A 25,949-nucleotide genomic window follows, 5' to 3' on the forward strand; every position below is an offset into this window, starting at 1 on the left:
CGGGCGCCCGAAAGCGCCCGGCTCAGCCGACGAGCTGACGTCCGTTCAGCTCAGCGTCCCCAGCGACGCCGCGTCGTACGGCGCCAGCTCGTCGAAGCGGCCCGCCAGCACCTTCGCCGCCCACTCCGGGTCCTGGAGCAGGGCGCGGCCGACGGCGACCAGGTCGAACTCCTCGGCCTCCAGGCGGTCCAGCAGGTCGTCGATGCCCCGGATCGTGGAGCCCTCGCCGGCGAACGCACGGATGAAGTCGCCGTCCAGGCCCACCGAGCCGACGGTGAGGGCCGGCTTGCCGGTGAGCTTCTTCGTCCAGCCCGCCAGGTTGAGGTCGGAGCCTTCGAACTCGGGGAGCCAGTAGCGGCGCGTGGAGGCGTGGAAGGCGTCCACACCGGCCGCGGCCAGAGGCGTCAGCAGCGCCTCCAGCTCCTCCGGGGTCTCGGCGAGCTTCGCGTCGTACGCCTCCTGCTTCCACTGCGAGTAGCGGAAGATGACGGGGAAGTCCGGGGACACCGAGTCCCGTACCGCCGCCGCGATCTCCGCCGCGAACTTCGTACGGGCGACGAGGTCGCCGCCGTAGGCGTCCGTGCGGCGGTTGGTGCCGGACCAGAGGAACTGGTCGATCAGGTAGCCGTGCGCGCCGTGCAGTTCGACGCCGTCGAAGCCGATGCGCTCCGCCTCGGCCGCGGCCTGGGCGAAGGCGGCGATGACGTCGTCCAGGTCCCGCTGGGTCATCTCCTTGCCGGTGCCGGGCGTGCCGTCGAGGCGCAGGCCGGAGGGGCCGACCGCCGGGGCGTCCGTGAACGGGGGGTCGCCCGCCTTGCGCACCATGCCGATGTGCCACAGCTGCGGCACGATCGTCCCGCCCGCCGCGTGCACCGCGTCCGCCACCTTCGCCCAGCCGGCGAGCTGCTCCTCGCCGTGGAAGCGCGGGACGCTGTCGCTCTGCCCGGCCGACTCGTGGCCGACGTACGTGCCTTCGGTGACGATCAGGCCCACGCCCGCGGCGGCGCGGCGCGCGTAGTACGACACCACGTCCTCCCCGGGGATGCCGCCCGGCGAGAACTGCCTGGTCATGGGCGCCATGGCGATCCGGTTCGGGACGGTCAGTCCGTTGATCGCGACGGGCCGGGACAGGATCTCGGCGGCGCGGGAGGCGGGGGTGGCCGGGGATGCGGGGGTGGCGGGGACGGCAGACGTCACGGTGGAGCTCCTCGGAGGTGGTCGTCGGCAGACGCCGAGATGGGGGCGGGAGACGGGGAGGGCCGGGAGACGGAGACAGGGGCAGGGGCATGGGGCATGGGGTTTCGGGCGGTATATGCATACGCATCTACTGCCGTACTGATCAACTGCCCCGGCCCGCACCACATTCCGCCGGCTCGCCCTCCCGCGCTGTGACCCCGGACACGCCCGAGGGCGGCACCCCTGGAGTAGGGGTGCCGCCCTCGGTACCTCGGACGGGCCGATCCGGAGAACCGGATCAGAAGTCCATGTCACCGCCCGGCATGCCGCCACCGGCGGGCGCGGCGGCCTTCTCCGGCTTGTCGGCGATGACGGCCTCGGTGGTGAGGAACAGCGCGGCGATCGACGCGGCGTTCTGCAGCGCGGAGCGCGTCACCTTGGCCGGGTCGGGGATGCCCGCTTCGAGCATGTCGACGTACTCACCGGTCGCGGCGTTCAGGCCCTCACCGACGGGGAGGTTGCGCACCTTCTCGACGATGACGCCGCCCTCAAGGCCGGCGTTGACCGCGATCTGCTTCAGCGGGGCCTCGAGCGCGAGCTTGACGGCGGCGGCACCGGTGGCCTCGTCGCCCTCCAGCTCCAGCTTCTCCAGAGCCGTGGAGGCCTGGAGCAGGGCCACGCCACCACCGGCGACGATGCCCTCCTCGACGGCCGCCTTCGCGTTGCGCACGGCGTCCTCGATGCGGTGCTTGCGCTCCTTGAGCTCGACCTCGGTGGCGGCACCGGCCTTGATGACGGCCACGCCGCCCGCGAGCTTGGCCAGGCGCTCCTGGAGCTTCTCGCGGTCGTAGTCGGAGTCGCTGTTCTCGATCTCGGCGCGGATCTGGTTCACGCGGCCGGCGACCTGGTCGGTGGAGCCGGCACCGTCGACGATGGTGGTCTCGTCCTTGGTGATGACGACCTTGCGGGCGCGGCCCAGGAGGTCCAGGGTCGCGTTCTCCAGCTTGAGGCCGACCTCCTCGGAGATGACCTCGCCGCCCGTGAGGATGGCGATGTCGCCGAGCATGGCCTTGCGGCGGTCACCGAAGCCCGGGGCCTTGACGGCGACGGACTTGAAGGTGCCGCGGATCTTGTTGACGACCAGGGTCGACAGGGCCTCGCCCTCGACGTCCTCGGCGATGATCAGCAGCGGCTTGCCCGACTGCATGACCTTCTCCAGGAGCGGGAGCAGGTCCTTGACGTTGGAGATCTTGGAGTTGGCGATGAGGATGTAGGGGTCCTCGAGGGCGGCCTCCATGCGCTCCATGTCGGTCGCGAAGTACGCCGAGATGTAGCCCTTGTCGAAGCGCATACCCTCGGTGAGCTCCAGCTCCAGACCGAAGGTCTGGGACTCCTCGACGGTGATGACGCCTTCCTTGCCGACCTTGTCCATCGCCTCGGCGATGAGCTCGCCGATCTGGGTGTCGGCGGCGGAGATGGAGGCGGTGGAGGCGATCTGCTCCTTCGTCTCGACCTCCTTCGCCTGGTCGAGGATGGCGGCGGACACGGCCTCGACGGCCTTCTCGATACCGCGCTTCAGGGCCATCGGGTTGGCACCCGCGGCCACGTTGCGCAGGCCCTCCTTGACCAGCGCCTGGGCGAGGACGGTCGCGGTCGTCGTGCCGTCACCGGCGACGTCGTCCGTCTTCTTCGCGACCTCCTTGACCAGCTCGGCGCCGATCTTCTCGTACGGGTCCTCCAGCTCGATTTCCTTGGCGATGGAGACACCGTCGTTGGTGATCGTGGGGGCGCCCCACTTCTTCTCAAGGACGACGTTGCGGCCCTTGGGGCCGAGGGTCACCTTGACGGCGTCGGCGAGCTGGTTCATCCCGCGCTCAAGGCCGCGCCGGGCCTCCTCGTCGAACGCGATGATCTTGGCCATGTGAAGTGGTCCTCCCGGACGGATGGGGTCCCCCCGTGCTCGAAGCTAAGCCGAGAGCTCGGGGGAGGATTGCTCCGGACCGTGCTGGCGCCCGCGACGGACGGCTCGCCTGCCTGTGGGTCCCTGCCCCACGCGGCCGGCGGGCCTCACCGACCCGGTCCTCGTTGTCACTCTCACCTTCAGAGTGCTAACGCCCAATGATTAGCACTCGACCCCTGCGAGTGCAAGCGCCTGGGGATGATCCGCAGGTGAACGCGCCCGTGCGCCCCCGCCCGGATACAGGACGCGGTCCGGGGCCTGGTCCAGGACCTGGACCAGGACCAAGACCTGGACCTGGACCTAGACCTGGACCTGGACAGAACGAAGGGCTCGTACCCCGCGGGACAACTACCCGTGGGACACGAGCCCTTCGAAAGTGAAACGAAGTGCGTCGCTGCTGTTCAGTCGGCGCGTGCTTCAGCCGGCCAGACGGACCATGTCCGCCTGCGGCCCCTTCTGACCCTGCGAGATCTCGAACTCGACCCGCTGGCCCTCCTCCAGGGTGCGGTAGCCGTCCATCTGGATCGCGCTGTAGTGGACGAATACATCCGCACCACCGTCGACCGCGATGAAGCCGTACCCCTTCTCCGCGTTGAACCACTTGACGGTGCCCTGAGCCATGCCTAACTCCCCTATTACTGGCCCTTGCACAGATCCACACTTCGCGGATCCGGGTCAGACCTCACCCCCCAACGGTTGGGGGCGTGCGCCGGAACGCGTCGACCGCGGCTGAATGTATCTGTCCAACTGCCGTCTGCAACAGGTCAATCGGACGAGAAATCTGGACAGGCCCGGTCGGGAATGTACGGAGAATTCACCTGACTTCAGGGCAAGTCGGGCCCCGCAAAAGGAACATAAGGCGCGAATACCTCGCCGACCTTCGCCCACTTTGGCTACTTCATATCGGGCGCACGGCAAGAACCCATATGCGCACGGCGTGAAACCGGAGCCTGAAGCGAACCGCGTTCCCCAACTCTACCGTGCTCAACCATAGAGAATGGCCCCCTCCGCTTCTCTCACGGAGGGGGCCATTCGATGAACTCTCGGTAACCGAAGTTACCGAAGGTAATTATGGGTGCCGCTCAGCCTCCGGCGACGGCCGGAATGATGGACACGCCCGCCCCCTCCGGGGTCGCCGTCTCCAGCCCCTGCTCGAAGCGGACGTCGTCGTCGTTCACGTACACGTTCACGAACCGGCGCAGCTTGCCCTGGTCGTCCAGGACCCGGGCCGCGATGCCGGTGTGGTTCTTCTCCAGGTCGGCGATGACCTCGCCGAGGTTCGCACCCTCGGCACTGACCTCGGCCTGACCGTCGGTGTAGGTACGCAGGATGGTGGGGATGCGGACGGTGACGCTCATGGGGTGAGACCTCCGGTCAGGTACTGCTCGTGGTTGATGGGGGGGCAGCGCCCCCATCAGGGGCGCGGGGAACTGCGCGACCAGCCACGACGGACCCGCAGCCTTGAACGGACCGCAGTCTTACGGCGCTCCGAGCGGAGCGATCACGCGAGGCCGGCCTCACGGAACGAGTCGAGGCTGGGGCGAATCGTCGCCGTCAGTCCCGTACCCGCCACCGCGTCCAGTGTCTTGAGGCCGTCGCCGGTGTTGAGGACGACCGTGGTCAGGGTCGGGTCCAGCACACCGTTCTCGATCAGCTTGCGCGTGACACCCACGGTCACGCCACCCGCCGTCTCGGCGAAAATGCCCTCCGTGCGCGCCAGCAGCTTGATCGCGTCCACGATCTGCTCGTCGGTCACGTCCTCCACGGCGCCGCCCGTCCGCCGGGCGATGTCGAGGACGTAGGGGCCGTCCGCGGGGTTGCCGATGGCGAGCGACTTGGCGATGGTGTCCGGCTTCTGCGGCCGGACGACGTCATGGCCGGCCTTGTAGGCGACGGACACCGGCGAGCAGCCCTCGGCCTGCGCACCGAAGATCCGGTACGGCTTGTCCTCGACGAGCCCGAGCTTGATCAGCTCCTGCAGACCCTTGTCGATCTTCGTGAGCTGGGAGCCGGAGGCGATCGGGACGACGATCTGGTCGGGGAGCTTCCACCCCAGCTGCTCGCAGATCTCGTACGCCAGCGTCTTCGAGCCCTCCGCGTAGTACGGCCGCAGGTTGACGTTGACGAAGCCCCAGCCCTCGCCGGCCGGGTCGCCGATGAGCTCCGAGCAGAAGCGGTTGACGTCGTCGTAGTTGCCCTCGATGCCGACGAGTTCACCGCCGTAGACGGCGGCCATGACGACCTTGCCCTGCTCCAGGTCGTGCGGGATGAAGACGCAGGAGCGGAAGCCGGCGCGGGCGGCGGCGGCCCCCACGGCACCGGCGAGGTTGCCGGTCGAGGAGCAGGAGAGGGTGGTGAAGCCGAACGCCCGCGCGGCTTCCAGGGCCTGGGCGACGACCCGGTCCTTGAAGGAGTGCGTCGGGTTGCCGGAGTCGTCCTTCACGTACAGACCGCCGGTGACGCCCAGTTCCCGGGCCAGGTTGTCGGCCTTGACGAGGGCGGTCCAGCCGGGGTTGAGGTTCGGCTTGCCGGCCACGTCGGCGGGGACGGGCAGCAGGGGTGCGTAGCGCCAGATGTTCGCCGGGCCGGACTCGATCAGCTTGCGCAGCTCTTCGGTCTCGTACGCGGAGAAGTCGTATGCGATCTCCAGCGGGCCGAAACACTCCTGGCAGGCGAAGAGCGGGCCGAGCGGCACCCGGTGGCCGCACTCGCGACAGGACAGAGCGGCGGCGGGGCCGAGGTCGACGGTGGAGGCGGCGTTCGAGGTGCCAGGATTCGTCGTGTTTCCAGCAGTCTGCACAGCCATGTGAGGCGAGGCCCTTTCTCCTCATCTTCCTCACGACGCATCTCGCCGTGAGACGGATTTGGCACCTTCCCTAGCCGCGAGCCTCGCGAAGCCGATCTACGGTGATCTGTGAACGATCGACGCTGATCGGGTACGAGAACCGGCTGGAGGGTTGCCGGGGCTTCATCGGGCCGTGTCCCTCTGCCCCTCTGGATGAGCGGTATGCGGTTGTGTATGCCGTTGTTGATCATTGAAACGCAAAGGTGACCCCGCAATGCGATGGTCATCCGCGTTGTTCAAGACTGTAACCGAAGGCCAGGACAGTTGAGATAGACGTCCGAACCGCGAGATGGATCACACATCAGCTCGTGTGATCGATCCGCGTGATCGAGAAGACCGATCCGCAGTGATCGAAAAGTGAGGAGCCGCAGACCGTGCTGAACGAAGTCGAGCGCTGGCTGAGCACACGCTCCTGGTCCGTGACCGATCGCCCGCTCCACCGCATCCTGGCCGCCAAACGTTCCTCGGGCCAGTCGGTCAGTGTCGTGCTGCCCGCGCTCAACGAGGAGGAGACGGTCGGCGAGATCGTCGCCGCGATCCGTCGTGACCTGATGCAGCAGGTCCCGCTCGTCGACGAGATCGTCGTCGTCGACTCGGGATCGACGGACCGTACGTCGGAGGTGGCCGCCGCCGCGGGCGCGACGGTGGTGCACCGGGACGAGATCCTCCCCCGCATCCCGGCCGTGCCCGGCAAGGGCGAGGTGCTGTGGCGTTCCCTGCTGGTGACCAGCGGGGACATCGTCTGCTTCGTCGACGCGGACCTGAAGGAGTTCTCGTCGGACTTCGTCTCCGGGATCGTGGGGCCGCTCCTCACCGACCCCGGCGTCGACCTGGTCAAGGCGATGTACGACCGCCCGCTGGGCTCCGCGGCCGGCCAGGGCGGCCGGGTCACGGAACTCATGGCCCGCCCCCTGTTGAACATGCACTGGCCGCAGCTCGCGGGCTTCGTCCAGCCCCTGGGCGGCGAGTACGCGGCCCGCCGCTCGCTCCTGGAACAGCTGCCCTTCCCGGTCGGATACGGGGTGGAGCTGGGCATGCTGGTCGACGCCCTGCACCTGGTGGGCCTGGACGCCCTCGCCCAGGTCGACGTCGGCGTCCGCAAGCACCGCCACCAGGACGGCCAGGCCCTCGGCCGGATGTCCGCCGCGATCTACCGCACCGCCCAGCTCCGCCTGGCGCGGGGCCATATGATCCGCCCCTCCCTGACCCAGTTCGAGCGGGGCGAGGAGGGCTTCGAGCCGCGCACGTACTCGGTGGACACCGAGGAACGGCCTCCGATGGCGGAGATCGAGGAGTACGTGGAACGCAAGGCGGCGTGAGCGGAGTTCGGGGGCTGCTGCGGTGGCCGGTGTTGGCCGCCCAGCGGAACCGTACGTTTGAGCGGATGCGACAAGGGCTAGGTTGACGAGCATGGCTTCCGCTTCTGCCGACGGCGCCCGCGTCCTCGTCGCGTCCAACCGCGGCCCTGTCTCGTACGCCCTGGACGAGAGCGGCGGGCTCACGGCCCGGCGCGGCGGAGGCGGCCTGGTCTCGGGGCTGTCGGCGATCGGGCCGGAGGCCGGCGCGGTATGGGTGTGCTCCGCGCTGAGCGACGGCGACCGCGAGGCCGTACGGCGGGGAATCGTGGGGGCGGGGCCGGAGGCCCCTCCGCAGAAGGGCGGTGGTGGGCGACGGGTGGGAGAGCCCGGCGTCCGGATGCTCGACATCGACGCCGCGACACACGCGGACGCGTACAACGGCATCGCGAACTCGGTGCTGTGGTTCGTGCACCACATGCTGTACCAGACGCCCCTGGAGCCGGTCTTCGACGCGGAGTTCCGGCGGCAGTGGGCGTCGTACGAGGCGTACAACCGGGCGTTCGCCGAGGCGCTGGCCGAGGAGGCGGCGCAGGGTGCGGCCGTGCTGGTCCAGGACTACCACCTGGTCCTGGTCCCGCGGATGCTCCGCGAGCTGCGCCCCGACCTGCGGATCGGCCACTTCTCGCACACACCGTGGGCGCCGCCGGAGTACTTCCGGATGCTGCCCGACGACATCGCGGCGAAGGTGCTGAGCGGCATCCTCGGCGCGGACCGGGCGGCGTTCCTGACGCAGCGCTGGGCGGACGCCTTCACGGACTGCTGTCACGCGGTGCTGGGCCCCGGCATCCCGTCGGGGACGCGGATCGGGGTGCACGGCCTCGGAGCCGACGCGGACTTCCTCCGCCGGCGGGCGCACGAGGCCGACGTGGACGAGCGGATGGGCGCGCTGCGGGAGCAGATCGGTACGGCGCCGGACGGGAGCCCGCGGCGGTCGATCGTGCGCGTGGACCGCACCGAGCTGTCCAAGAACATCGTGCGGGGGCTGCTGGCGTACGGGCAGCTGCTGGAGGACCGGCCGTCGTGGCGGGAGCGGGTCGTCCACGTGGCGCTGGCGTACCCGTCCCGGCAGGACCTCAAGGTGTACCGGGACTACATGGACGAGGTGCAGCGGGTCGCGTCCGCGATCAACTCCCGTTACGGCACGGCGGACTGGACGCCGGTCGTGCTGCATCTGAAGGACGACTTCGCGCGCTCGCTGGCCGCGTACCGGCTGGGGGACGTGGCCCTGGTGAATCCCATCCGGGACGGTATGAACCTGGTCGCCAAGGAGGTGCCGGTCGTCTCCGACGAGGGGTGTGTGCTGGTGCTGTCCCGGGAGGCGGGGGCGTACGAGGAGCTGGGTGACGACGCGGTGGTGGTGAATCCGTACGACATCGGGGGTACGGCGCGGGCTCTTCACGAAGCGCTGTCGATGTCGCCGGGTGAGCGTGCCGAACGCACGAAGCGGCTCGCGGCGGGGGCGACGGCGCTGCCGCCGACGCAGTGGTTCCTGGCGCAGCTGCGCGCACTGGACGCCTAGCTTTCCTTCGCCCCCGCCGCCCCTACCCGTCCCATCCCAGGGGCTCCGCCCCTTCGCCCCCGCCCAGGGGGCTGCGCCCCCTGGGCCCCCAGGCCCCCGGGTTTCGGGGCTCCGCCCCGGCCCTCGCTTCGGGGCTCCGCCCCGGACCCCCGCTCCTCAAACGCCGGAGGGGCTGGGTATTCAGCCCGTCCGGCGATTGAGGACGAGGCCGTTCAGGCCGACAAGCGGGGGTCTGGGGGCGGCAGCCCCCAGGCTCAGCTCGCGGGTGAGGCCATCGCCGCTGCCATTCCCCCTAGTAGCCGTACGACGCCCGCCGGGCCGTCCACCACCAGATCCGCCCGCTTCGCCAACGCGGTGACCTCGTTGCTGCCGCTGCACACCAGAAGTCCGGGCATGCCCTCGGCGCGGAGGTCCTCGACGGCGGTGAAGGCCGGCAGGTCACCGAGGTCGTCGCCGGCGTACAGCACCGCTTCGGCGCCGACCTCCCGTACGTACTCGCGCAGCGCCACCCCCTTGTCCATACCCGGCGGCCGGAGCTCCAGGACCATACGGCCCGGCTCGACCACGAGGCCGTGGCGCGTGGCGAGCTCGGAGAGCGGCTCGCGCAGGGCCTCGAAGGCCGCCTGGGGGTCGGCGGCCCGACGGGTGTGGACCGCGACCGCACGGCCCTTCTCCTCGATCCACGTGCCCTCCCGGGCCCCGGCCCGTTCGAGGACACCGGGAAGTTCGGCGCGCACGGCGGCGACGCCGGGGTGGGAAGGCGGCGCCGTGACGGTGCCGGTGACCGCGTCCCACCGTTCCACCCCGTAGTGACCGAGGACGACCAGGTGCTCCAGGCCGGCCACGCCCGCGAAGCCCCCGTGGTGGACCGCGACACCGGCCGGGCGGCCCGTGATCACGGCCACGGAGGCGACCTTCGGGGCGAGGGCCGCGAGCGCGGGGACCGCCTCGGGGTGGGCGCGGGACTGCTCCGGGTCGGGCACGATCGGCGCGAGCGTCCCGTCGAAGTCCAGCCCGACCACCACGCGGCCGGGACGGGCGAGGATCGCGTCGAGTGCGTCACGCCCGGCCGCGGTCACGGGCGCGGGCAGTGCGCCGGAGAAGCCCGGCGAGTTTTTCGGGGCCGCAGAGGCCGCAGAGGCCGTGGAGGCGCTGGGATCACTGGAGGCGTTGAGGTCGTCGTAGGGGTCCGTCGGTTCCGAGTGGGTGCCCATACGGTGACCCTATCCAGGCACCGTCCAGCAGATGCCAGACTCCAGGTCTCGGCCTCCAGACCTCACCTCTCCTTCCGCCGCGCTTCCCGCACCCTCCGCAGCCGGTTCACCGTCACCGGGTCGTGCTCCAGGGCCCGCCGGTCGTCGAGCAGCGCGTTGAGCAGCTGGTAGTAGCGCACCGGCGCCAGTGCCAGCTGCTCCCGTATGGCCCGCTCCTTCGCCCCGGGCCCCGCGAAGCCGCGGCGCTCCAGGGCGAGGATGGCCAGTTCGCGCGGGCTCAGCTCGTCCATGACCAGAACCGTAGCCCTCGCCACTGACACCGCCGGCACCACTCACACGTGCCACCTACTGGTCCGCGATCTCCGCCGACACCGCCATCTGCTGCAGTCCCTCCAGCACCGCCTCGGGGTTCCCGTTCTCGGAGACGGCCTTGCCTATGCGTTCCTTGACGGCGGCGCTGACCTCGGCCCAGGACTTCTTGCCGACGGGGGGCAGCTCGGCCTGCGGGAGTTCGTCGAGGAAAGGCGTGAGGTCGGCGTCCGACTTGCTGGCGGACATGGCCTCCGAGGCGGACGTCGTGACCGGGAGCAGGTCGTACTCGCGGGAGAAGTCCAGCACGTTCTTCTCGCTGTACACGAAGTCGAGGAACTCGCCGATCTCCTGGCGGTTGCCGTTCTGCTTGAAGGCCATCATCCAGTCGGCGACACCGAGGTTGGCGCGGGCCGCGCCGTCGCGGCCGGGCAAGGGCACCATGCCGAACTCCACGCCCTGCTTGGCGGCGGCCTCCATGAGGGTCGGGTGGCCGTTGAGCATGCCGACCTCGCCGCGCGCGAACGCGGCGAACGCGTCGGCGCGGTTCAGCTTCGCGGGTTCCGTCGGGCCGGTCAGGCCCTTGGCGACCAGTTCGTCCTTGAGCCAGGTGAACGTCTCGATGTTCGCGTCGGAGTCGAGCTTGTAGGAGCCGACGCCGTCGGTGTAGCCGGCACCGCCGCTCAGCAGCCACTGCATGGTCTCGGCCTGGGCCTCCTCCGGGCCCAGCGGCAGCGCGAAGGGGGTCTCGACGCCGTTGGCCTTCAGCGCGGCAGCGTCCTCCGCGAGGTCGTTCCACGTCTGAGGCGTGTCGGTGATCCCCGCGTCGGCGAACAGCTTCTTGTTGTAGAAGAGCACCCGTGTGGACGCGGCGAACGGCATCCCGTACGCGACCCGCCTCACCTTGCCCGCGTCGCTGAGCTGCGGCAGGAAATCGGCCTGTACGGGGATGGAGAGCAGCTGGCCGGTTTCGTAGAGCTGGTTGCGTGCGGCGTACTCGGCGTACGAGCCGATCTGCGCCATGTCGGGCGCCTTGCCCGCCGCGACCATCTCCTTGACCTTGCGGTCGACGTCGTTCCACGAGTAAACGCTGACCTGCACCCGCACGTCCGGGTGATCGGCCTCGTACTTCTCGACGAGCTCGTCCCAGTATTTCTTCGAGCTGTTCCCCGCGGAATCGCCGTACTCGGCGGCGACGAGTCTCAGCGTGACCTCCTGCGCTGTGGCAGGGCCCGCGCAGCCGGCGACCGCCGCCGTCATGCCCAGCGCGGTAACCACCGCGAGCCAACCCGTCGTACGCCGGCGATGCGCAGGCAGATGCACTGTCAGTACTCCAACTTCTTGGTCCAGGCCCCGTGCGTCCACCCTGAATCGCAGACAGACGTTCAAACCTGTACTTTCCAAACTTCGGCACAAGGTCTACACCACGTAAGTGGACTAGACCTCTTCCAGGTGCACGGGCCACACTGTTCCCCGTGAGACATGTCATCGCGCTCGACGTGGGCGGCACCGGGATGAAGGCCGCCCTGGTGGGGGCACAACACGACTCCGAGCCCTCCGCCGGGTCGCCCCCCACCTTGCTGCACCAGGTCCGCCGGGCGACCAGCCGCGAGCGCGGCCCGGACGCCGTCGTCGAGTCGATCCTCGACTTCGCCGCCGAGCTGCGCGCCTACGGAGAGCGCCGCTTCGGCGAGCCCGCCGCGGCCGTCGGCGTCGCCGTCCCCGGCATCGTCGACGCCGAGCGGGGCACCGCCGTGTACGCGGCCAACCTCGGCTGGCGCGACGTCCCGCTGCGCGCGCTGATCGGCGAACGGCTCGACGGCGTCCCGGTCGCCCTCGGCCACGACGTACGGACGGGCGGACTCGCCGAAGGCCGGATCGGCGCCGGACAGGGCGCGGACCGCTTTCTGTTCGTGCCCCTCGGCACCGGGATCGCGGGCGCGATCGGCATCGGCGGCACCGTCGAGGCGGGCGCGCACGGCTTCGCGGGCGAGATCGGCCACATCGTCGTACGGCCCGGGGGCGCGCCGTGTCCGTGCCGGCAGCGCGGCTGTCTGGAGCGGTACGCGTCGGCGTCCGCCGTCAGCGAGGCCTGGGCCGCGGCGTCCGGGGACCCCGAGGCGGACGCGGCGGACTGCGCCAAGGCCGTCGAGTCCGGGGACCCCCGCGCACAGGAGGTCTGGCAGGGCGCCGTGGACGCGCTCGCCGACGGGCTCGTCACCGCGCTCACCCTCCTGGACCCACGCATCCTGATCATCGGTGGCGGGCTCGCCGAGGCCGGGGAAACCTTGTTCACACCGCTACGGGCCGCCGTACAGCGCCGCGTCACCTTCCAGAAGCTGCCGTCCATCGTCCCCGCGGCCCTCGGGGACACCGCCGGATGTCTGGGCGCGGGGCTGCTGGCCTGGGATCTGCTGACCATGACTCCCACCACTCCTACGACTCCGGAGGTAACCACCTGATGGCCACGGCCAGTGAACGGGACCGGCAGAGTCCGGTGCCGGACCGCGCCCCGCAGCATTCCGACCGTGCCCGCCGTGCTCGCCGTGCTCCGCGCGATTCCCGCGGCGCGCCGTGCACGGTGCTCTCCGGCGCCCGGGTGGTCCTGCCGACCGGCATCGTGGACGGCGGCCGCGTGGTCGTCGAGGGCTCACGGATCGCGGATGTGTCGGAACAGCCGGGCGCGTCGGAACGGGCGGACGGTTCGGAACGGGCGGACGGTTCGGAGCGCGCGGACGGGGCCGCCGGGATCGCCGGGATCGCCGAGGGCGCCCAGGTGATCGACCTCACCGGACACTGGCTGGTCCCCGGCTTCGTCGACATGCACAACCACGGTGGCGGCGGCGCCTCCTTCACCTCCGGGACGGCCGACGAGATCCTCCAGGGCATCCACACCCACCGCCTCCACGGCTCCACCACCCTCGTCGCCTCGACCGTCACCGTCGACATGGACTTCCTCGCACAGCGGGCGGGCCTGCTGTCCGAGCTGGCCGAGCAGGGTGAGATCGCGGGTATCCACTTCGAGGGCCCGTTCATCTCGCCCTGCCGCAAGGGCGCACACTCCGAGGCGCTGCTGCGCCACCCGGACCCGGCCGAGGTCCGCAAGGTGATCGACGCGGCGCGCGGTCACGCCACGATGGTCACGCTCGCCACCGAACTCCCGGGCGGCATCGACTCCGTACGGCTCCTGGTGGAGCACGGGGTGATCGCGGCGATCGGGCACACGGACGCGACGTACGAGCAGACGGCGGAGGCCATCGACGCGGGGGCGACCGTGGCCACGCATCTGTTCAACGCGATGCCGCAGCTCGGCCATCGCGAGCCCGGGCCGGTGGCGGCGCTGCTGGAGGACGAGCGGGTCACCGTCGAGCTGATCAACGACGGTGTCCATCTCCATCCGGCGTCCCTGGAGCTGGCGTTCCGTCATGCGGGCGGCTCCCGGGTGGCGTTCATCACGGACGCGATGGACGCGGCGGGCTTCGGTGACGGGCGGTATCGGCTCGGTCCGCTGGAGGTCGAGGTCAGCGCGGGCGTGGCGCGGCTGGTGGAGGGTGGTTCGATCGCGGGTTCGACGCTCACGCTGGACCGCGCGTTCCAGCGTGCCGTCACCGTCGACCGGCTGCCGGTGGAGGACGTGGTCGCCGCCGTCGCCGCCAATCCGGCCAGGCTGCTGGGCGTCTACGACCGTGTGGGCTCCCTCGACCCCGGCAAGGACGCCGATCTGGTGGTCCTGGACGCTCAGTTCGCGCTGAAGGGGGTGATGCGGCGGGGTGAGTGGGTGGTCGCACTCTGACCAGTGAAAGCGGGCGGCCGGCTTCCGGGTCTGGGCCGACCGCCACCTCTTTTGGCATGATCAGGACCAGCAGCAGCTTTCCCGGCCCGACGAAGTGCGCCATCGAACCTGGGGGGAGGACCGGCCCTGGTGATCCTCACGGTCACGCTGAACACCGCTCTCGACATCACCTATCGCGTACGGAACCTCACGCCCCACACCTCGCACCGGGTGACCGAGGTGACCGAACGCCCCGGCGGCAAGGGCCTGAACGTGGCCCGCGTCCTCGCGGCCCTCGGCCACGAGGCGACCGCCACGGGCTTCGCCGGCGGCACGACGGGACGCGCCCTTCAGGAGCAACTCGCCCGCACCACCGGCGTCGTCGACGCACTGGTGCCCGTCGAAGGCACGACCCGCCGCACCGTCGCCGTGGTCGACGCGACCGGTGACACGACTCAGCTCAACGAGCCGGGCCCGGCCATAACGCCCACCGAGTGGAACGCCTTCCAGGAGGTGTACGAGGATCTGCTGGGCTCCGCCTCGGCGGTCGCACTGTGCGGCAGCCTGCCGCAGGGAGTGCCCGTGGGTGCGTACGCGGGACTGGTCCGGGCCGCGCGAGCGGCAAAGGTCCCGGTGCTCCTCGACACGAGCGGTGAGCCCCTGCGCCGGGGCGTGGCCGCCCGCCCGGACCTGGTCAAGCCGAACACCGAGGAACTCGCCGAACTCACCGGTTCCCACGAGCCCGCCCGGGCCACCCGGGACGCCCGCCGCCGCGGCGCCCACACGGTGGTCGCCTCCCTGGGGCCCGACGGGCTGCTGGCCCACACCGCCGAGGGCCACTGGCGGGCGACGCCGCCCCGCCGCGTCCGCGGCAACCCGACGGGCGCGGGCGACTCGGCGGTCGCGGGGCTGCTGTCGGGTCTCGTGGAGCGCCTGCCGTGGCCCGAGCGGCTGGCCCGGGCGGTGGCACTGTCGGCCGCGACGGTCCTCGCACCCGTGGCGGGCGAGTTCGACCGGGCGGCGTACGAGGAGTTGGTGGAGCAGGTGCGGGTGGTCGGTGGGGCCGACGCGGCCTGAGCACCGGTCACCCATCACCGGTCACCGGGCCGTTCGGCTCAGTCCTTCACCAGGTACAGCTGGTCCAGGTTGACGTCGCACTGGTTGCCCTGCTCGCAGGAGAGCTTGATGGTGTTGGTGCCCTTGTTGAGCTGGACGTTCGCCCAGGTCTCCGTCCAGCCCTTCTCGTAGTCGCCCTCGGCGGCGTTCGCGAAGTTCTTCATGTTCAGCGGGCGGGTCTGGGCCGTGCCGTTGACCGAGAGCGTGGCGTCGGCGTCCTTGCCGGGCACGCCGTAGTTGACGTACAGGCGGTACTGGCCCTTCTTCGGTATGCCGTTCACATTCCACGTCACGGACGCGCCGGGCACGTTGAAGCCGGTCACGTACACGCCGCCGTCCGCCTTCGCGCCGGAGATGTCCGACGCGGTGGTGGCGCCGCCGCCGAGCAGCAGCGCCTTCGCGTCGATCTTCGGCAGCTCGGCGTCCGCGTCGTCGTTGGCCTTCTCGGAGGACGACTGGCTGGGCTCGGCGCTCCCGTCGGCAGACGGGGCGGAGGACGCACCGGTGTCGCCACCGGTGTTTTCGCTGTCGTCGCCGCCCAGCATGGCCACGCTGATGCCGATCACGACGGCGGCGACCACGGCGATCGCGCCGATGAGGAGGCCCTTGGTGTTGGGACCGCGGCCCCGGCCGCCACCGCCACCACCGTGCGCGGCCTGACGGGTTGTGGGCGCGCCGCCGGAGAAGGCCTCGGGCGCCTGGTAGTTCGCGTTCGGCTGGCCGTAGGCGCCCTGCTGCGGCACCTGGCCGTACGCGGCCGTCTGGCCGGGCTGCTGCGGCGCCTGGGCGGCCTGCTGCCCGTACTTGCGCTCACCGACCGCCCGCACCCTGTTGACGGCGTTGGGGTAGCCGTAGCCCCCCGACGGCGGCTGGGCGCCCCGGGCCTGACCGTCGGCGTACAGATAGCCGAACGGGTCGTCGTCCTCGGGCGTGCTCGCGCCGTTGCTGCCGGGCGTCATCCCAAGATCTCCTCAGCGGTGCGGTACAGATTCGGTACGTGTGTGAGTGGCGAGCCTACCCGCTCCAGGTGGCCCAAACGGGTGACTCCGGTTGGATCATCACGCCGATCACACCGTCCGTCTTCACCCGGATCACGGTGCTGACCTGCGGGAAGAGGGTCGTGCACCTGGAGTGCACGTGGAGTACACCAGTGATTCACCCCGCACGGCGGTGCTGTCTGGGACGTGACCGTTTTTCGATGTACATCCGCTCGTCGGCCGACTTCAGCACCTCGTCGGCCGTCATGCCGCAGTGGGCCCAGCCGATGCCGAAACTGGCACCGACCCGCATGGCACGGCCGTCGACGCGGATCGGCTGGATGATCTCGTTGCGCAGCCGTACGGCGAGGTCCTGTGCATCGGCGCGGCCGAGTCCGTCGGCGAGGACCACGAACTCGTCGCCGCCGAGGCGGGCGACCGTATCCCCGTCGCGTACGGCGCCGCCGAGGCGCCGGGCCACCTCGATGAGGACGGCGTCGCCCGCGTTGTGCCCGAAGCGGTCGTTGATCGACTTGAACCCGTCGAGGTCGCAGAAGAGCACCGCGAGCCCCTTGGTGCCGTCGTCGTGCTCGCCCTCGGGGGCGACGACGTGCACATGGTGGTCGAAGGTGTCGTACGTCCCGGTGCCGGATCCGGGTCCGGCGCCGAACGCGTACCCGTGACCGTTCACGTCGAACGCCGGGTGTCCCTCGACGAACTGGTCGTACCGCTCGAACGCCGCGTCCATGGAGTCGGCCGCGCCGGCGGGCAGCGACTGCGAGCGCCTGCAGAGGCGGGCGGACAGGCGGGAGCGCAGCTCGGCGGAGTTCGGCAGTCCGGTGAGCGAGTCGTGCGAGGCGCGGTGGGCGAGCTGGAGCTCGCGGCGCTTGCGCTCCTCGATGTCCTCGACGTGGGTGAGCAGGAAGCGGGGCCCGTCGGCGGCGTCGGCGACCACGGAGTTGCGCAGGGACACCCAGACGTACGTCCCGTCACGGCGTCCGAGCCGCAGCTCCGCGCGTCCGCCCTCGGCGGAGGTCCGCAGGAGCGTGCCGATGTCCTCGGGGTGGACGAGGTCGGCGAAGGCGTAGCGGCGCATCGCGGAGGCGCGGCGGCCGAGCAGCCGGCACAGCGCGTCGTTGGTCCTGAGAATCCGGCCGTGCTCCTCGCCGCCCATCTCGGCGATGGCCATGCCGGACGGCGCGTACTCGAAGGCCTGCCGGAAGGATTCCTCACTGGCCCGCAGTGCCTGCTGCTCCCGTTCGAGCCTGACCAGTGCGCGTTGCATGTTGGCCCGCAGCCGGGCGTTGCTGATCGCGATGGCGGCCTGGAAGGCGTACATCTGGAGCGCCTCGCGCCCCCACGCGCCGGGGCGGCGCCCGTTGCGCGGCCGGTCCACGGAGATCACGCCGAGCAGCTCGCCGCACGAGGTGCCCGAGGTGCCTGAGGCACCCGGGGTGTACATCGGCGCGAAGAGGCGGTCGGCGGGGTGCCACTCGTCCTCGAAGCGGGGCGCGGGGCCGTCGGTGAACCACTGGGGCACATCGTCGTCGTCGAGTACCCAGCCCTCCGTGTGCGGTATGAACCGCAGGTCGCCCCAGGCCTCGCCCATGCCAAGCCGGCGGTCCCAGGAGTCGCGGGAGCCGACGCGGCCGGTGATGAGCGCCTCGGCCGCGGAGTTGCCCGCGAGCGCGGCGACGACAAGGTCTCCGTCGGGGCGCACGAGGTTGACGCACGACAGCTCGTAGCCGAGTCCGTTGACGATGCCGTCGGCGACGGTCTGCAGCGTGTCGGCCAGGCTGCGTGCGGTGTTCATGTCCGCCATGACCTGATGCAGCTGCCGCAGAGTCCTCAGCCGGACGTACGGCTCCGAGTCGGTGTCGGTCTCCATTCGCCCTCCCCCCGAGGTCTCGCAGCAACTCCAGGGTTGTCATCGGCGTGCTGGTCGGCGTACTACTCGTAAGCTCTCAGCCACTGAATCACAGCGCGCTGCCCACTCGGTACACAGGGTCAACAAAAAAGGGCACCTGTGACTCAAGTCACAGCAAAACGTGAACAATTGAGTGGAGGTTCTGCATTTTCGCCGCCCGCCGGCTGAACACAACGCAGGGCTCTGTGTGGGGGCTGTGACCGGATGTGTCCGCACGGGAACCGGCGCCTCTCGGCGCTCTCCGCCGGAGGTCCTAGGACCGGCTCCGGACTCTGGTCGGATGCGGCGTACACCGGGCGGGAGCTAGCGTCCAAGTGTGCTGAACACCTCTCCTGCCCCGACCGTATCCACCCTCGCCGGGCATGCTGAGGGGGTGACCGATGACGAGTTCCGTGCCGCCCTGTCCCGGCTGGCCGCAGGAGTGGTCCTGGTGACCGCCCACGAGCCTCCGCTGGACCCCGAGGGGCCGCGCGGCGAGGACGTCGGCATGACGGCGACCTCGTTCATGTCCGTGTCCCTGGACCCGCCCCTCGTCATGGTCAGTCTCCGCGAGGGCTCCCGGATGGACGACCTGCTCGCCGAGCAGCCGCTGTGGGCCGTCTCCGTACTCGCCGAGAACCAGCGCCAGATCGCGGGCCGCTTCGCCATGAAGGGCCGCGTCAGCGACCGACTCCTCTTCGCGGACATCCCGCACGTCCGCGGCGAGGCCTCCGGGGCACTCCTCGTGGACGGTGCCCTCGCGACCCTGGAGTGCCGCACCGAGCAGCGCGTCACGGCCGGCGACCACACCCTCGTGATCGGCCGCGTCCTGACGGCGTCGGTCCGGGGCGCGGACGGGGGGCCGCTGACGTACTTCCGGGGGCGGTACCGGCAGTTGGGCTGAGGCGGGAAGCCTGCGGCGTGGGGGGGACACCGGAAAGCCGGTGTGAGGAGGGAATTCGCTCGCCCCTCGGTGATCCGCCGCCCTAGGGTGCGCGCATGACGACGACGTCCGCACTCCGCCTCGAAGAGATCACCCCCCGGAATTTCGAGGCCGCGACCGGCATACGGGTCCGCCCGGAACAGGAATTCGCGGTCTCCCCGGTACTGAAGTCCCTGGCCGAGGCGTACGTCCACCCCACCGGCGTCGCCTGGCCACGTCTGATCGTCGCCGGCGAACGGCCCGTCGGATTCCTCATGGCCTTCTTCGACATCGACTGGAGGACGGACGGCACCCTCTTCCGCTCCGGCCTGTGGCGGCTGAACATCGCGGCCGGGGAACAGGGCCGGGGCTACGGCCGGTTCGCCGTCCGCTCCGTGGCCGACGAGATCCGCCGCCGGGGCGGCACCGAGCTGTACGTCACCTGGCATCCCGGGCCGAACGGCCCCGAGAACTTCTACCTGCGGCTCGGCTTCCGCCCCAACGGGGAGACGGTCGAGGGCGAGACGGTCGGGGTGCTGGAGCTGTCGTAGGCCGCCGATTCCCCGAGGCGCCGACCGGGGTCCCGACGGATGCCGTCACCCCCAGTCGCGCCCGGTCCGCCCCCGCTTGGTGTCGGAGCGCTGCTTCTTCTCGCGGAGGCGGCGCTCGTTGATGCCGCGGGGTATGCGGGTCGGCCGGCGTGGCTTCGGCGGGGGTGCCGTGGCCTCGGCGAGGAGTGCGGCCAGCCGGACGGCCGCCGCCTCGCGGTTGCGCCACTGCGAGCGGTGCTCGGAGGCGCGGACGGTCACCACGCCGTCCACGAGCCGCCCTGCCAGCTTGGCGAGGGCCCGCTGCTTCCACACCTCGGGCAGGGCCTCGGTCCTCGCGAGGTCGAACCGCAACTCCACCTGCGAGTCGCTGGTGTTCACGTGCTGACCGCCGGGCCCGCTCGACCGCGAGAAACGCCACATGAGCTCGGCCTCGGGGAGCGAGACGGAGCCGCGGATGAGATAGGGACCGGACATGCCATCCATGGTCCCGCGCGTGTCGGGCCACGTCACGCGCTTTTCGGGACGTACGGCTGGGAGGACGGCTGTACCTCCGGCTGGGCGTACGGCTCCTCGGACCGCAGGTAAAGAAAGTAAAGAGGGCCGGAACCTTCGGTACCCCTCACCGCGTTCATAGGGGTAGCTGTAGCTTCGTGCCCGGTACGAAGCCCGAATGCAACGAGGGAAGGGACTCCCAACAATGGCTGTAAGCCTGTCCAAGGGTGGCAACGTCTCGCTCACCAAGGAGGCTCCGGGCCTGACCGCCGTCACCGTGGGCCTCGGCTGGGACGTCCGCTCCACCACGGGCACCGACTTCGACCTCGACGCCTCGGCGATCGCGGTCAACCAGCAGGGCAAGGTCTACTCGGACGCCCACTTCGTCTTCTTCAACAACAAGCAGACCCCGGACCAGTCCATCGTCCACACGGGCGACAACCGCACGGGTGAAGGCGCGGGCGACGACGAGGCGATCAACGTCAACCTGGCGGCCCTCCCGGCCGACGTCGACAAGATCGTCTTCCCGGTCTCCATCTACGACGCCGAGACCCGCTCGCAGAACTTCGGCCAGGTGCGCAACGCCTACATCCGCATCGTCAACCAGGCCGGCGGCTCCGAGATCGCCCGCTACGACCTGTCGGAGGACGCGGCCACGGAGACGGCGATGGTCTTCGGCGAGCTGTACCGCAACGGCGCGGAGTGGAAGTTCCGCGCGGTCGGCCAGGGCTACGCCTCGGGCCTGGTGGGCATCGCCCAGGACTTCGGCGTGAACGTCTGAGCCGTACGCAGCAGATGAGGAGCCCCGACCCGGGCGAACCGGGCCGGGGCTCCTGCACGCGGCCCATCCCCTTGGAGCCGACGGCCTACTCGGCGGGGCATGTCAGTTCAGGTTTCGCCCTGTTCGGCGAACACGTCACCAGCGCCAGGGTCAGGTACGAGGGACGTTCCAAATAGAAGCCATGTGCCACATCGCCGCCCCCACGCAACTGCTCAGCAGCGGAGCTGACGAGCGCTGCCAGGCGGATGGTCTCGCGCTCCCCCGCGGAGGAGAATCGGGACGCGAACTCGGCGATCCGCTCACCGAGCCAGTCCGCGGCCTCCTTCGGCTCGTCCCAAGTCCCCCGAACCAGCATCCGGGGCTTGACCAGCCAGTAGGCCGTCTCCAGCGGCGGTAAATCCACCACAGGGAACTCCGCGAGCACCTCCCGGTACCGCTGGATCAGCTCCGGTCTGCTTCCGGCCGGAGGCGGCTCGGGATGTGCAGGACGCCGTAGGGCCTCCTCGTCGAAGCGCCCCTTCGGGCCGGTCCACAGATAGCCGTGATGGTGCACCAGTCGTTCCCGTTTCGTGTTGGGCGCCGAAGGATCAGCCGGTCCCGGCCCGATGGAGAGGTGGGCCGAAACCGGCTAGGGGGAGGATCAGGCGGACAGACCGAACCGCGCCGGGTCGATGCCGGCCGCGTCCAACTCCTCTGTGGTGAAGCGCAACGGCTCAGCGTCCGGCCGCTTGCTGTCACCGAGGGCCCAAGCGTCGTCGCCGATCCGGGCCAGGGTCACGCACCCCTCAGTGCACGGGCCGCCGCACGCCTTCACGAACGCGGCCCCACTGATCTCAAGTGCGTACAGGTCACTTCCGTCCAGCATCACTGCACCTTCCTGCTCAACTGTCGCGGCCATGCCTGACCGCCGCCGCCCATGCCGGACGGGAGTTCAGGGAGGAGGAAGAAGGCAACAGGCGCCAGGTGCCCGGAGCTATGACCCTGGTTCTGTAGCGGAGACCGGCGGCCGTCGTGTGCCGACGGCAATGCGAAGCGCTTCCGCTATTTGCTCCGCGTGCTCGGCATGAATCATCCCCACGTGCACCAGCGGCTTGCCCGAGTGAGTGACCATCGGCCGCAGATGCCGCCGCGCTCGCTGAGGAACGCCGAGAGCTGCCAGCGCTTCGCGAAGCGCCGAGCTCGCGCTGTCCGCCCGGCTACGGCTGTCGCGCCACGTCTGCATGTCCATCACTGCTGACCCTCGTGGTCTGCCAACTGGTGCTGATGCAATTCCACGTTCGCGTCGGAAACGCTGCTGTAGTCGACTCTGGACCTGGCATTCTCGCGGCGAACACACATGCCAAGGCAGGCACTGCGCCCTGGTACCGCTTTCGGTTCGGGAGGTAGTTCCGCCAGTGTGTACCCCTGAGCTTTCTGCGCACTCGTCAACATTCCTCCCCGGCGTCATGATGCACTCATGATTCACCGGTCGGCGAGCAAAGCCCAGTAAAATTCCCGTTCCGGACTAAAGATCACGATAGAGGTCTGCCCACCGATGAAGCAAAGCCCGTGCTTCATCACCAAAATCAGCATGCCGTTCAAAGAAATCGAAAACAGCAAGGCACTCGGAGACATCTCGAGGGTCTCGAAACACCATACGTCCAGTGAAATTCTCAACTGTGGCCAGCCGATTGTCGTAGACCGTGAAGGTGTTCATCGGGCCACGCGGCATGACAGTACCCAGCGCAACTACGCCGACTTGAAGATTTTCCAGATGAGACAGTGACACGAGACGGTCGATCTGCACCGCCATGGCAGGGGCCGGTACGATCGCCCACCTAACCGCCTGCTCCGTGAGAAGGAATGTGAAATCCTTCGTCGTGTCGTAGAGAACAGACTGGCGCTCCAGCTTGCGCGCCACGATCTTTGAAGAGTCACCGGGAGTATGACTCAGACCGGCACGAATGTATTCAGGTGTGGCCAACAGGCCAGTAATCATAGAAGGCAGGAAGTATCTCAGCTCGGCGGCATCTGCCTCCAACGAGGCCAACTCCGCCTGCCGTCTCTCCTTGCCGCGACGCCACGAGGAACGCTTGTCCTGCCACTCGGTATTCGCGATTCGCGCAAGTGCAGTGACCTCAGCCACCAGTTCAGGAGGAGCATCGAGCGCCCTGAGAATGCGCTCAACATCCACAAGCTTCGGCGTCTTCTTGCCGGTCTCAAACTTACTGATCTGACTCTGAGACATGTTGCAGCGCCGAGCGAGCCGGTCACCTGTGAGACCGGCTCGCTTACGCAGATCGCGGAGCTTTTCCGCCAGATCAGTCTTCGACTGCCCCAGCTGCTCGGGCTCGAACGTCACTCAAATTCTTTCACGTACTCGGCAAACGGAACGGAGTTGGCCAGAGCCGTGCGCTTCCACTCCAGATACGGAGCGATATCACCCGTGAACAGCTCTCGGTTGATCTGCGTTCCGTCCGGCCGGAAGTTGAGATGCACTATTCGCAGCTCATCGAACATCCACCAATCAGTCCCGGAGAGAGGAAGTCCGAAATCATCCTGTGTGACGTCCAGGACGCGAACATCCTCTCCGGCCCTGATGTTTCCGGGAATTCCCCAAGCGAACTGGTACCGCTGATAGTCCGTCAACGGCTGCCGTACGACCCGCACCCGCCCGACAGTGCGACCCGCTGCCACGTATCCACGTACACGCTCGTGCCACCGCGAATTGTGGCCGGTGGGTTTCGGCTCCCCCCTTAGGAACCGGGCGACGTTCTCGGCTTCCTTGGGCATGGTGTATGTGGGCTGAGCCTCGAAGCGCCATGCGTCACGTTCGTACGCGTCGAATGTCCGCCGCCACTCGTCACCACCCAAGAGCACGTACGGCCTCCCTGAGCACCGCTTCCGGGATCTCCACCAAGGCCTCGCCCTCCGGCGGCTGGAAGGCGTGCGACACGTTGCCCTGGACCACGATGGAGCCGCCTCCCGAGCGGTAGACGTTGGGGCAGTCATCGTCATCACAGTCGGGCCCGCGAAACTTGCCAGTGAGCCGCGTCAGTTCTTGGCGCGCCATGGTGACCCCCTTCTCTCCGCCCCTGGTCGGGGCTCATGTGCAACGAAGCTATGCAGGGCGTCGCTCCTCGTCCATGCCAACTCTGAAATATTCCCGATCTGGCATAAAGATGGGGAGGAGATCGCACGATCGTGGGCAAACTTCCCAGCATGACGACGCCGAGGCACCAGCATGAGACGTGGGACGAGCGACTCCACGAAGGCACTGGCCCAGTACAGGACGCATTCCTGGAGCTGGTCCGCAGGACCCAGAACTCCCTGCACTACTGCGACAACATGGTCTGGGGGAACCTCCAGACCCGGGAGTATGCCCGAGCTGTCCTCCAACAGGTCGTCGCCTTCCATGCGATCCCCGACGATGTTGAGGCCGGCGTGGCACGGCGGACCGCCCGAGCGCAGTTCATGGGGCGCGAGGGTCGTACGTACCACACGCTGCTCGGCGAGCAGGCGCTGCGTACGAACCTCGGCGGCACGGAAGTGATGCGGGCCCAGCTCGCATACCTGGTCGAAGCCCTTGAACTGCCGGGACTCAGGCTGGGGATCATCCCGTCGCGGGCGGAGCTCGCTCTGTTTCCAGGGCACGCCTTCTCGATCTTCGACGGCCTTCAGGTCGAGGTCGAGACCTACTCAGCCGGCTTGAACATCACGGACGAGGCTGAGGTGGCTACATACGAGAGGGCGTTCGCCTGGCTTGAGCGGTCGGCGGTGTACGGGGAGGAGGCGCGGAGGCTGATCGAGGGAGAGTTGGGGGCCATCTCCTGAAAGGTTCGTGAGCTGCTACGGCTCGGGCTTGAGGGCCGCCAGGAGGCATCGGAGTAGTTCCGGGGCGGTGGTGATCACCGCCGCTGAGGCGGCACTCTCGCGTATGAGGATCTGCCCCTCATAGTGGGCGAGTTCAACGCAGTTCCCGCCCTCCACACCTGAGAAGGACGACTTCTGCCACTGCACGGGCACTCGAAACCTCTCAGAGTTCGCGCGCGATGTGATGGATGAGCCGTCGGGATTCCGACTCGTTCAAGGTCATCCGCTCCGCGATGTCGAGCAGTTGCCTGTACCGGTTCAGTTTGGCTTCGCCCCCCAGGAAGAAGCTCCCCATGGGACTGTCCAACTGTACGGTGTCGAGTTGCGGCACGACGCCCCCGGCGTACAGCGGAGCATCTGTCGCCTCGATGAACTCCTCACAGGTGAAGGGCAGAACCCGCACCGTCACCGTTGGCCGCTCCGAGGCTTCCAGCACGTAGTCCAGTTGCTCCTTGGCGATCTTGCGGCCACCGAAGCGCATACGCAGTGCCGCCTCATGGATGATGGCGTGGAAAGGCGGCGGCGCGTCCCGTTCGAAGATGCTTCGGCGCCTCAGCCGGAACGTGACCCGCGCATCCACGTCCTCAGCGGGAAGCACCGGTCTGTAACTGCGGTGGATTGCGCGGATGTACTCCTCGGTCTGGAGGATGCCCGGCACGTTCACCACGTTGAGGCTCCGCAAGTACCTTGCGTGGTGCTCTAGTTCTGCGAGGTGCAGGAAGCCAGGAGCAAGCACCCCCTGGTAGTCCTCCCACCACCCCTTCACCCGCTCATCGGCCATCGCACACAACGCGTCGACGAGCCGCGCGTCTGAGGCGGAGTACAGCGTCGCCAGCCGTCGCACGCGCTCCGCGCTGACGCCCCAACGGCCCGCCTCGATATGGCTGATCTGCGCCTGGTTGCCACCGAGGAACGCGCCTGCTTCGCGGGCCGCCATCCCCGCAGCCTCGCGCAGCTTGCGCAGTTCGGCGCCGAGCCGGGCCTGGCGCACGGTGGGATTGCTCCTGGGGGGCATCCGTTCCTCTTCTGGTCGGGCGCTCCAAGTCTGCCGCGCAAACGGACAGCCGGTCCACTCACACGGGTGAGCTTTCCGGCACATCCATGTGCCGTCACATAGATGTGCCCTAGGGTCGTACTCATCAGCGCGTGGCTCCGCCAGTGAACCCGAAGTGCAGTCACCCCCAGTGCCCGAGCCACGG

At 69.2% G+C, this 25,949-nt stretch carries 27 protein-coding genes and 1 riboswitch; of the genes, 9 read left to right on the forward strand and 18 right to left on the reverse strand.

What is annotated here, in order from left to right; all coding sequences use genetic code 11:
* Positions 1-45: 45 nt before the first annotated feature.
* From E0500_RS06685 to thrC, 5 genes are all read right to left on the reverse strand, one after another.
* A complete protein-coding gene (locus tag E0500_RS06685) occupies positions 46-1,197 on the reverse strand; it encodes an NADH:flavin oxidoreductase (RefSeq protein ID WP_181586897.1) in 1,152 nt (383 codons plus the stop codon).
* Between the two features lie 277 nt (positions 1,198-1,474).
* A complete protein-coding gene (groL, locus tag E0500_RS06690) occupies positions 1,475-3,097 on the reverse strand; it encodes a chaperonin GroEL (RefSeq protein WP_131571650.1) in 1,623 nt (540 codons plus the stop codon).
* 456 nt (positions 3,098-3,553) lie between these two features.
* Entirely contained in the window at positions 3,554-3,757 is a 204-nt protein-coding gene (locus E0500_RS06695; protein WP_009339379.1) for a cold-shock protein, read from the reverse strand.
* Positions 3,758-4,218: 461 nt separating this feature from the next.
* Entirely contained in the window at positions 4,219-4,494 is a 276-nt protein-coding gene (locus E0500_RS06700; protein ID WP_131571647.1) for a MoaD/ThiS family protein, read from the reverse strand.
* Between the two features lie 143 nt (positions 4,495-4,637).
* A complete protein-coding gene (gene thrC, locus E0500_RS06705; protein ID WP_131571644.1) occupies positions 4,638-5,942 on the reverse strand; it encodes a threonine synthase in 1,305 nt (434 codons plus the stop codon).
* An 18-nt stretch (positions 5,943-5,960) separates the two neighbouring features.
* A riboswitch (SAM riboswitch) is annotated at positions 5,961-6,141 on the reverse strand.
* A 214-nt stretch (positions 6,142-6,355) separates the two neighbouring features.
* On the opposite strand from thrC, the gene E0500_RS06710 reads away from it, so the two are divergent.
* Together E0500_RS06710 and E0500_RS06715 are read left to right on the forward strand one after the other, a co-directional pair.
* The gene (locus tag E0500_RS06710) at positions 6,356-7,300 is read left to right on the forward strand and encodes a glucosyl-3-phosphoglycerate synthase (protein ID WP_131571641.1); all 945 of its coding nucleotides are present in this window, start codon (positions 6,356-6,358) and stop codon (positions 7,298-7,300) included.
* 91 nt (positions 7,301-7,391) lie between these two features.
* Positions 7,392-8,858: a trehalose-6-phosphate synthase gene (locus E0500_RS06715; protein ID WP_131571638.1), complete on the forward strand. Its 1,467-nt coding sequence runs from the start codon at positions 7,392-7,394 to the stop codon at positions 8,856-8,858.
* 254 nt (positions 8,859-9,112) lie between these two features.
* On the opposite strand, the gene otsB is transcribed toward E0500_RS06715, so the two are convergent.
* The 3 genes from otsB to E0500_RS06730 all read right to left on the reverse strand — a co-directional run bounded on the left by otsB (position 9,113) and on the right by E0500_RS06730 (position 11,641).
* Positions 9,113-10,072, reverse strand: a complete 960-nt coding sequence (gene otsB, locus E0500_RS06720) for a trehalose-phosphatase (RefSeq protein WP_131561187.1) — start codon at positions 10,070-10,072, stop codon at positions 9,113-9,115.
* A gap of 62 nt (positions 10,073-10,134) precedes the next feature.
* Entirely contained in the window at positions 10,135-10,362 is a 228-nt protein-coding gene (locus E0500_RS06725; RefSeq protein ID WP_131561186.1) for a DUF3263 domain-containing protein, read from the reverse strand.
* Between the two features lie 55 nt (positions 10,363-10,417).
* Positions 10,418-11,641 (reverse strand): extracellular solute-binding protein, encoded by a 1,224-nt coding sequence (locus E0500_RS06730; protein ID WP_131561184.1) that lies wholly within the window; start codon positions 11,639-11,641, stop codon positions 10,418-10,420.
* A gap of 215 nt (positions 11,642-11,856) precedes the next feature.
* Here E0500_RS06730 and E0500_RS06735 point away from each other — a divergent pair, with 215 nt between their 5' ends.
* The 3 genes from E0500_RS06735 to E0500_RS06745 all read left to right on the forward strand — a co-directional run bounded on the left by E0500_RS06735 (position 11,857) and on the right by E0500_RS06745 (position 15,230).
* A complete protein-coding gene (locus E0500_RS06735; protein ID WP_131561182.1) occupies positions 11,857-12,843 on the forward strand; it encodes an ROK family protein in 987 nt (328 codons plus the stop codon).
* Positions 12,844-12,962: 119 nt separating this feature from the next.
* Positions 12,963-14,174 carry an N-acetylglucosamine-6-phosphate deacetylase gene (nagA, locus tag E0500_RS06740; protein WP_399120160.1) on the forward strand — a complete coding sequence of 404 codons (1,212 nt, stop codon included), beginning with the start codon at positions 12,963-12,965 and terminating at the stop codon, positions 14,172-14,174.
* A 129-nt stretch (positions 14,175-14,303) separates the two neighbouring features.
* Positions 14,304-15,230: a 1-phosphofructokinase family hexose kinase gene (locus E0500_RS06745; protein WP_131561178.1), complete on the forward strand. Its 927-nt coding sequence runs from the start codon at positions 14,304-14,306 to the stop codon at positions 15,228-15,230.
* A 38-nt stretch (positions 15,231-15,268) separates the two neighbouring features.
* On the opposite strand, the gene E0500_RS06750 is transcribed toward E0500_RS06745, so the two are convergent.
* Positions 15,269-16,228 carry a CBM35 domain-containing protein gene (locus E0500_RS06750; protein ID WP_131561176.1) on the reverse strand — a complete coding sequence of 320 codons (960 nt, stop codon included), beginning with the start codon at positions 16,226-16,228 and terminating at the stop codon, positions 15,269-15,271.
* 196 nt (positions 16,229-16,424) lie between these two features.
* Positions 16,425-18,134, reverse strand: coding sequence for a diguanylate cyclase CdgB (gene cdgB, locus E0500_RS06755; RefSeq protein ID WP_131561175.1), 1,710 nt, complete (start codon positions 18,132-18,134; stop codon positions 16,425-16,427).
* 355 nt (positions 18,135-18,489) lie between these two features.
* Here cdgB and E0500_RS06760 point away from each other — a divergent pair, with 355 nt between their 5' ends.
* The gene (locus tag E0500_RS06760) at positions 18,490-19,056 is read left to right on the forward strand and encodes a flavin reductase family protein (protein WP_131561173.1); all 567 of its coding nucleotides are present in this window, start codon (positions 18,490-18,492) and stop codon (positions 19,054-19,056) included.
* Between the two features lie 95 nt (positions 19,057-19,151).
* The gene (locus tag E0500_RS06765) at positions 19,152-19,625 is read left to right on the forward strand and encodes a GNAT family N-acetyltransferase (RefSeq protein ID WP_131561171.1); all 474 of its coding nucleotides are present in this window, start codon (positions 19,152-19,154) and stop codon (positions 19,623-19,625) included.
* Between the two features lie 45 nt (positions 19,626-19,670).
* On the opposite strand, the gene arfB is transcribed toward E0500_RS06765, so the two are convergent.
* Entirely contained in the window at positions 19,671-20,108 is a 438-nt protein-coding gene (arfB, locus tag E0500_RS06770) for an alternative ribosome rescue aminoacyl-tRNA hydrolase ArfB (protein WP_131561170.1), read from the reverse strand.
* A 214-nt stretch (positions 20,109-20,322) separates the two neighbouring features.
* On the opposite strand from arfB, the gene E0500_RS06775 reads away from it, so the two are divergent.
* The gene (locus E0500_RS06775; RefSeq protein ID WP_131561168.1) at positions 20,323-20,898 is read left to right on the forward strand and encodes a TerD family protein; all 576 of its coding nucleotides are present in this window, start codon (positions 20,323-20,325) and stop codon (positions 20,896-20,898) included.
* 85 nt (positions 20,899-20,983) lie between these two features.
* Here E0500_RS06775 and E0500_RS06780 read toward each other — a convergent pair whose 3' ends face one another.
* From E0500_RS06780 to E0500_RS06800, 5 genes are all read right to left on the reverse strand, one after another.
* Complete coding sequence (locus E0500_RS06780; protein ID WP_131561166.1) at positions 20,984-21,451, reverse strand: hypothetical protein; 468 nt, start codon at positions 21,449-21,451, stop codon at positions 20,984-20,986.
* A gap of 87 nt (positions 21,452-21,538) precedes the next feature.
* On the reverse strand, positions 21,539-21,763 hold the full coding sequence (locus E0500_RS06785) for a DUF397 domain-containing protein (protein WP_131561164.1): 225 nt from the start codon (positions 21,761-21,763) through the stop codon (positions 21,539-21,541).
* Between the two features lie 639 nt (positions 21,764-22,402).
* The gene (locus tag E0500_RS06790) at positions 22,403-23,239 is read right to left on the reverse strand and encodes a helix-turn-helix transcriptional regulator (RefSeq protein ID WP_131561158.1); all 837 of its coding nucleotides are present in this window, start codon (positions 23,237-23,239) and stop codon (positions 22,403-22,405) included.
* Positions 23,236-23,757, reverse strand: a complete 522-nt coding sequence (locus tag E0500_RS06795) for a DUF6879 family protein (RefSeq protein WP_131561156.1) — start codon at positions 23,755-23,757, stop codon at positions 23,236-23,238. The genes E0500_RS06790 and E0500_RS06795 overlap by 4 nt, the downstream gene beginning before the upstream one ends.
* A complete protein-coding gene (locus E0500_RS06800) occupies positions 23,741-23,950 on the reverse strand; it encodes a hypothetical protein (RefSeq protein WP_131561154.1) in 210 nt (69 codons plus the stop codon). Before E0500_RS06800 ends, E0500_RS06795 begins: the two co-directional genes overlap by 17 nt.
* A 149-nt stretch (positions 23,951-24,099) precedes the next feature.
* Here E0500_RS06800 and E0500_RS06805 point away from each other — a divergent pair, with 149 nt between their 5' ends.
* On the forward strand, positions 24,100-24,711 hold the full coding sequence (locus tag E0500_RS06805) for a DUF5753 domain-containing protein (protein WP_131561152.1): 612 nt from the start codon (positions 24,100-24,102) through the stop codon (positions 24,709-24,711).
* Positions 24,712-24,726: 15 nt separating this feature from the next.
* Here E0500_RS06805 and E0500_RS06810 read toward each other — a convergent pair whose 3' ends face one another.
* Both E0500_RS06810 and E0500_RS06815 read right to left on the reverse strand, forming a co-directional pair.
* Positions 24,727-24,903, reverse strand: a complete 177-nt coding sequence (locus E0500_RS06810) for a DUF397 domain-containing protein (RefSeq protein WP_309504979.1) — start codon at positions 24,901-24,903, stop codon at positions 24,727-24,729.
* 10 nt (positions 24,904-24,913) lie between these two features.
* On the reverse strand, positions 24,914-25,765 hold the full coding sequence (locus tag E0500_RS06815; protein ID WP_131561151.1) for a helix-turn-helix transcriptional regulator: 852 nt from the start codon (positions 25,763-25,765) through the stop codon (positions 24,914-24,916).
* Positions 25,766-25,949: the final 184 nt, after the last annotated feature.

This window comes from Streptomyces sp. KM273126 (assembly GCF_004337435.2).
GTDB classification, from domain to species: Bacteria; Actinomycetota; Actinomycetes; order Streptomycetales; family Streptomycetaceae; genus Streptomyces; species Streptomyces acidicola.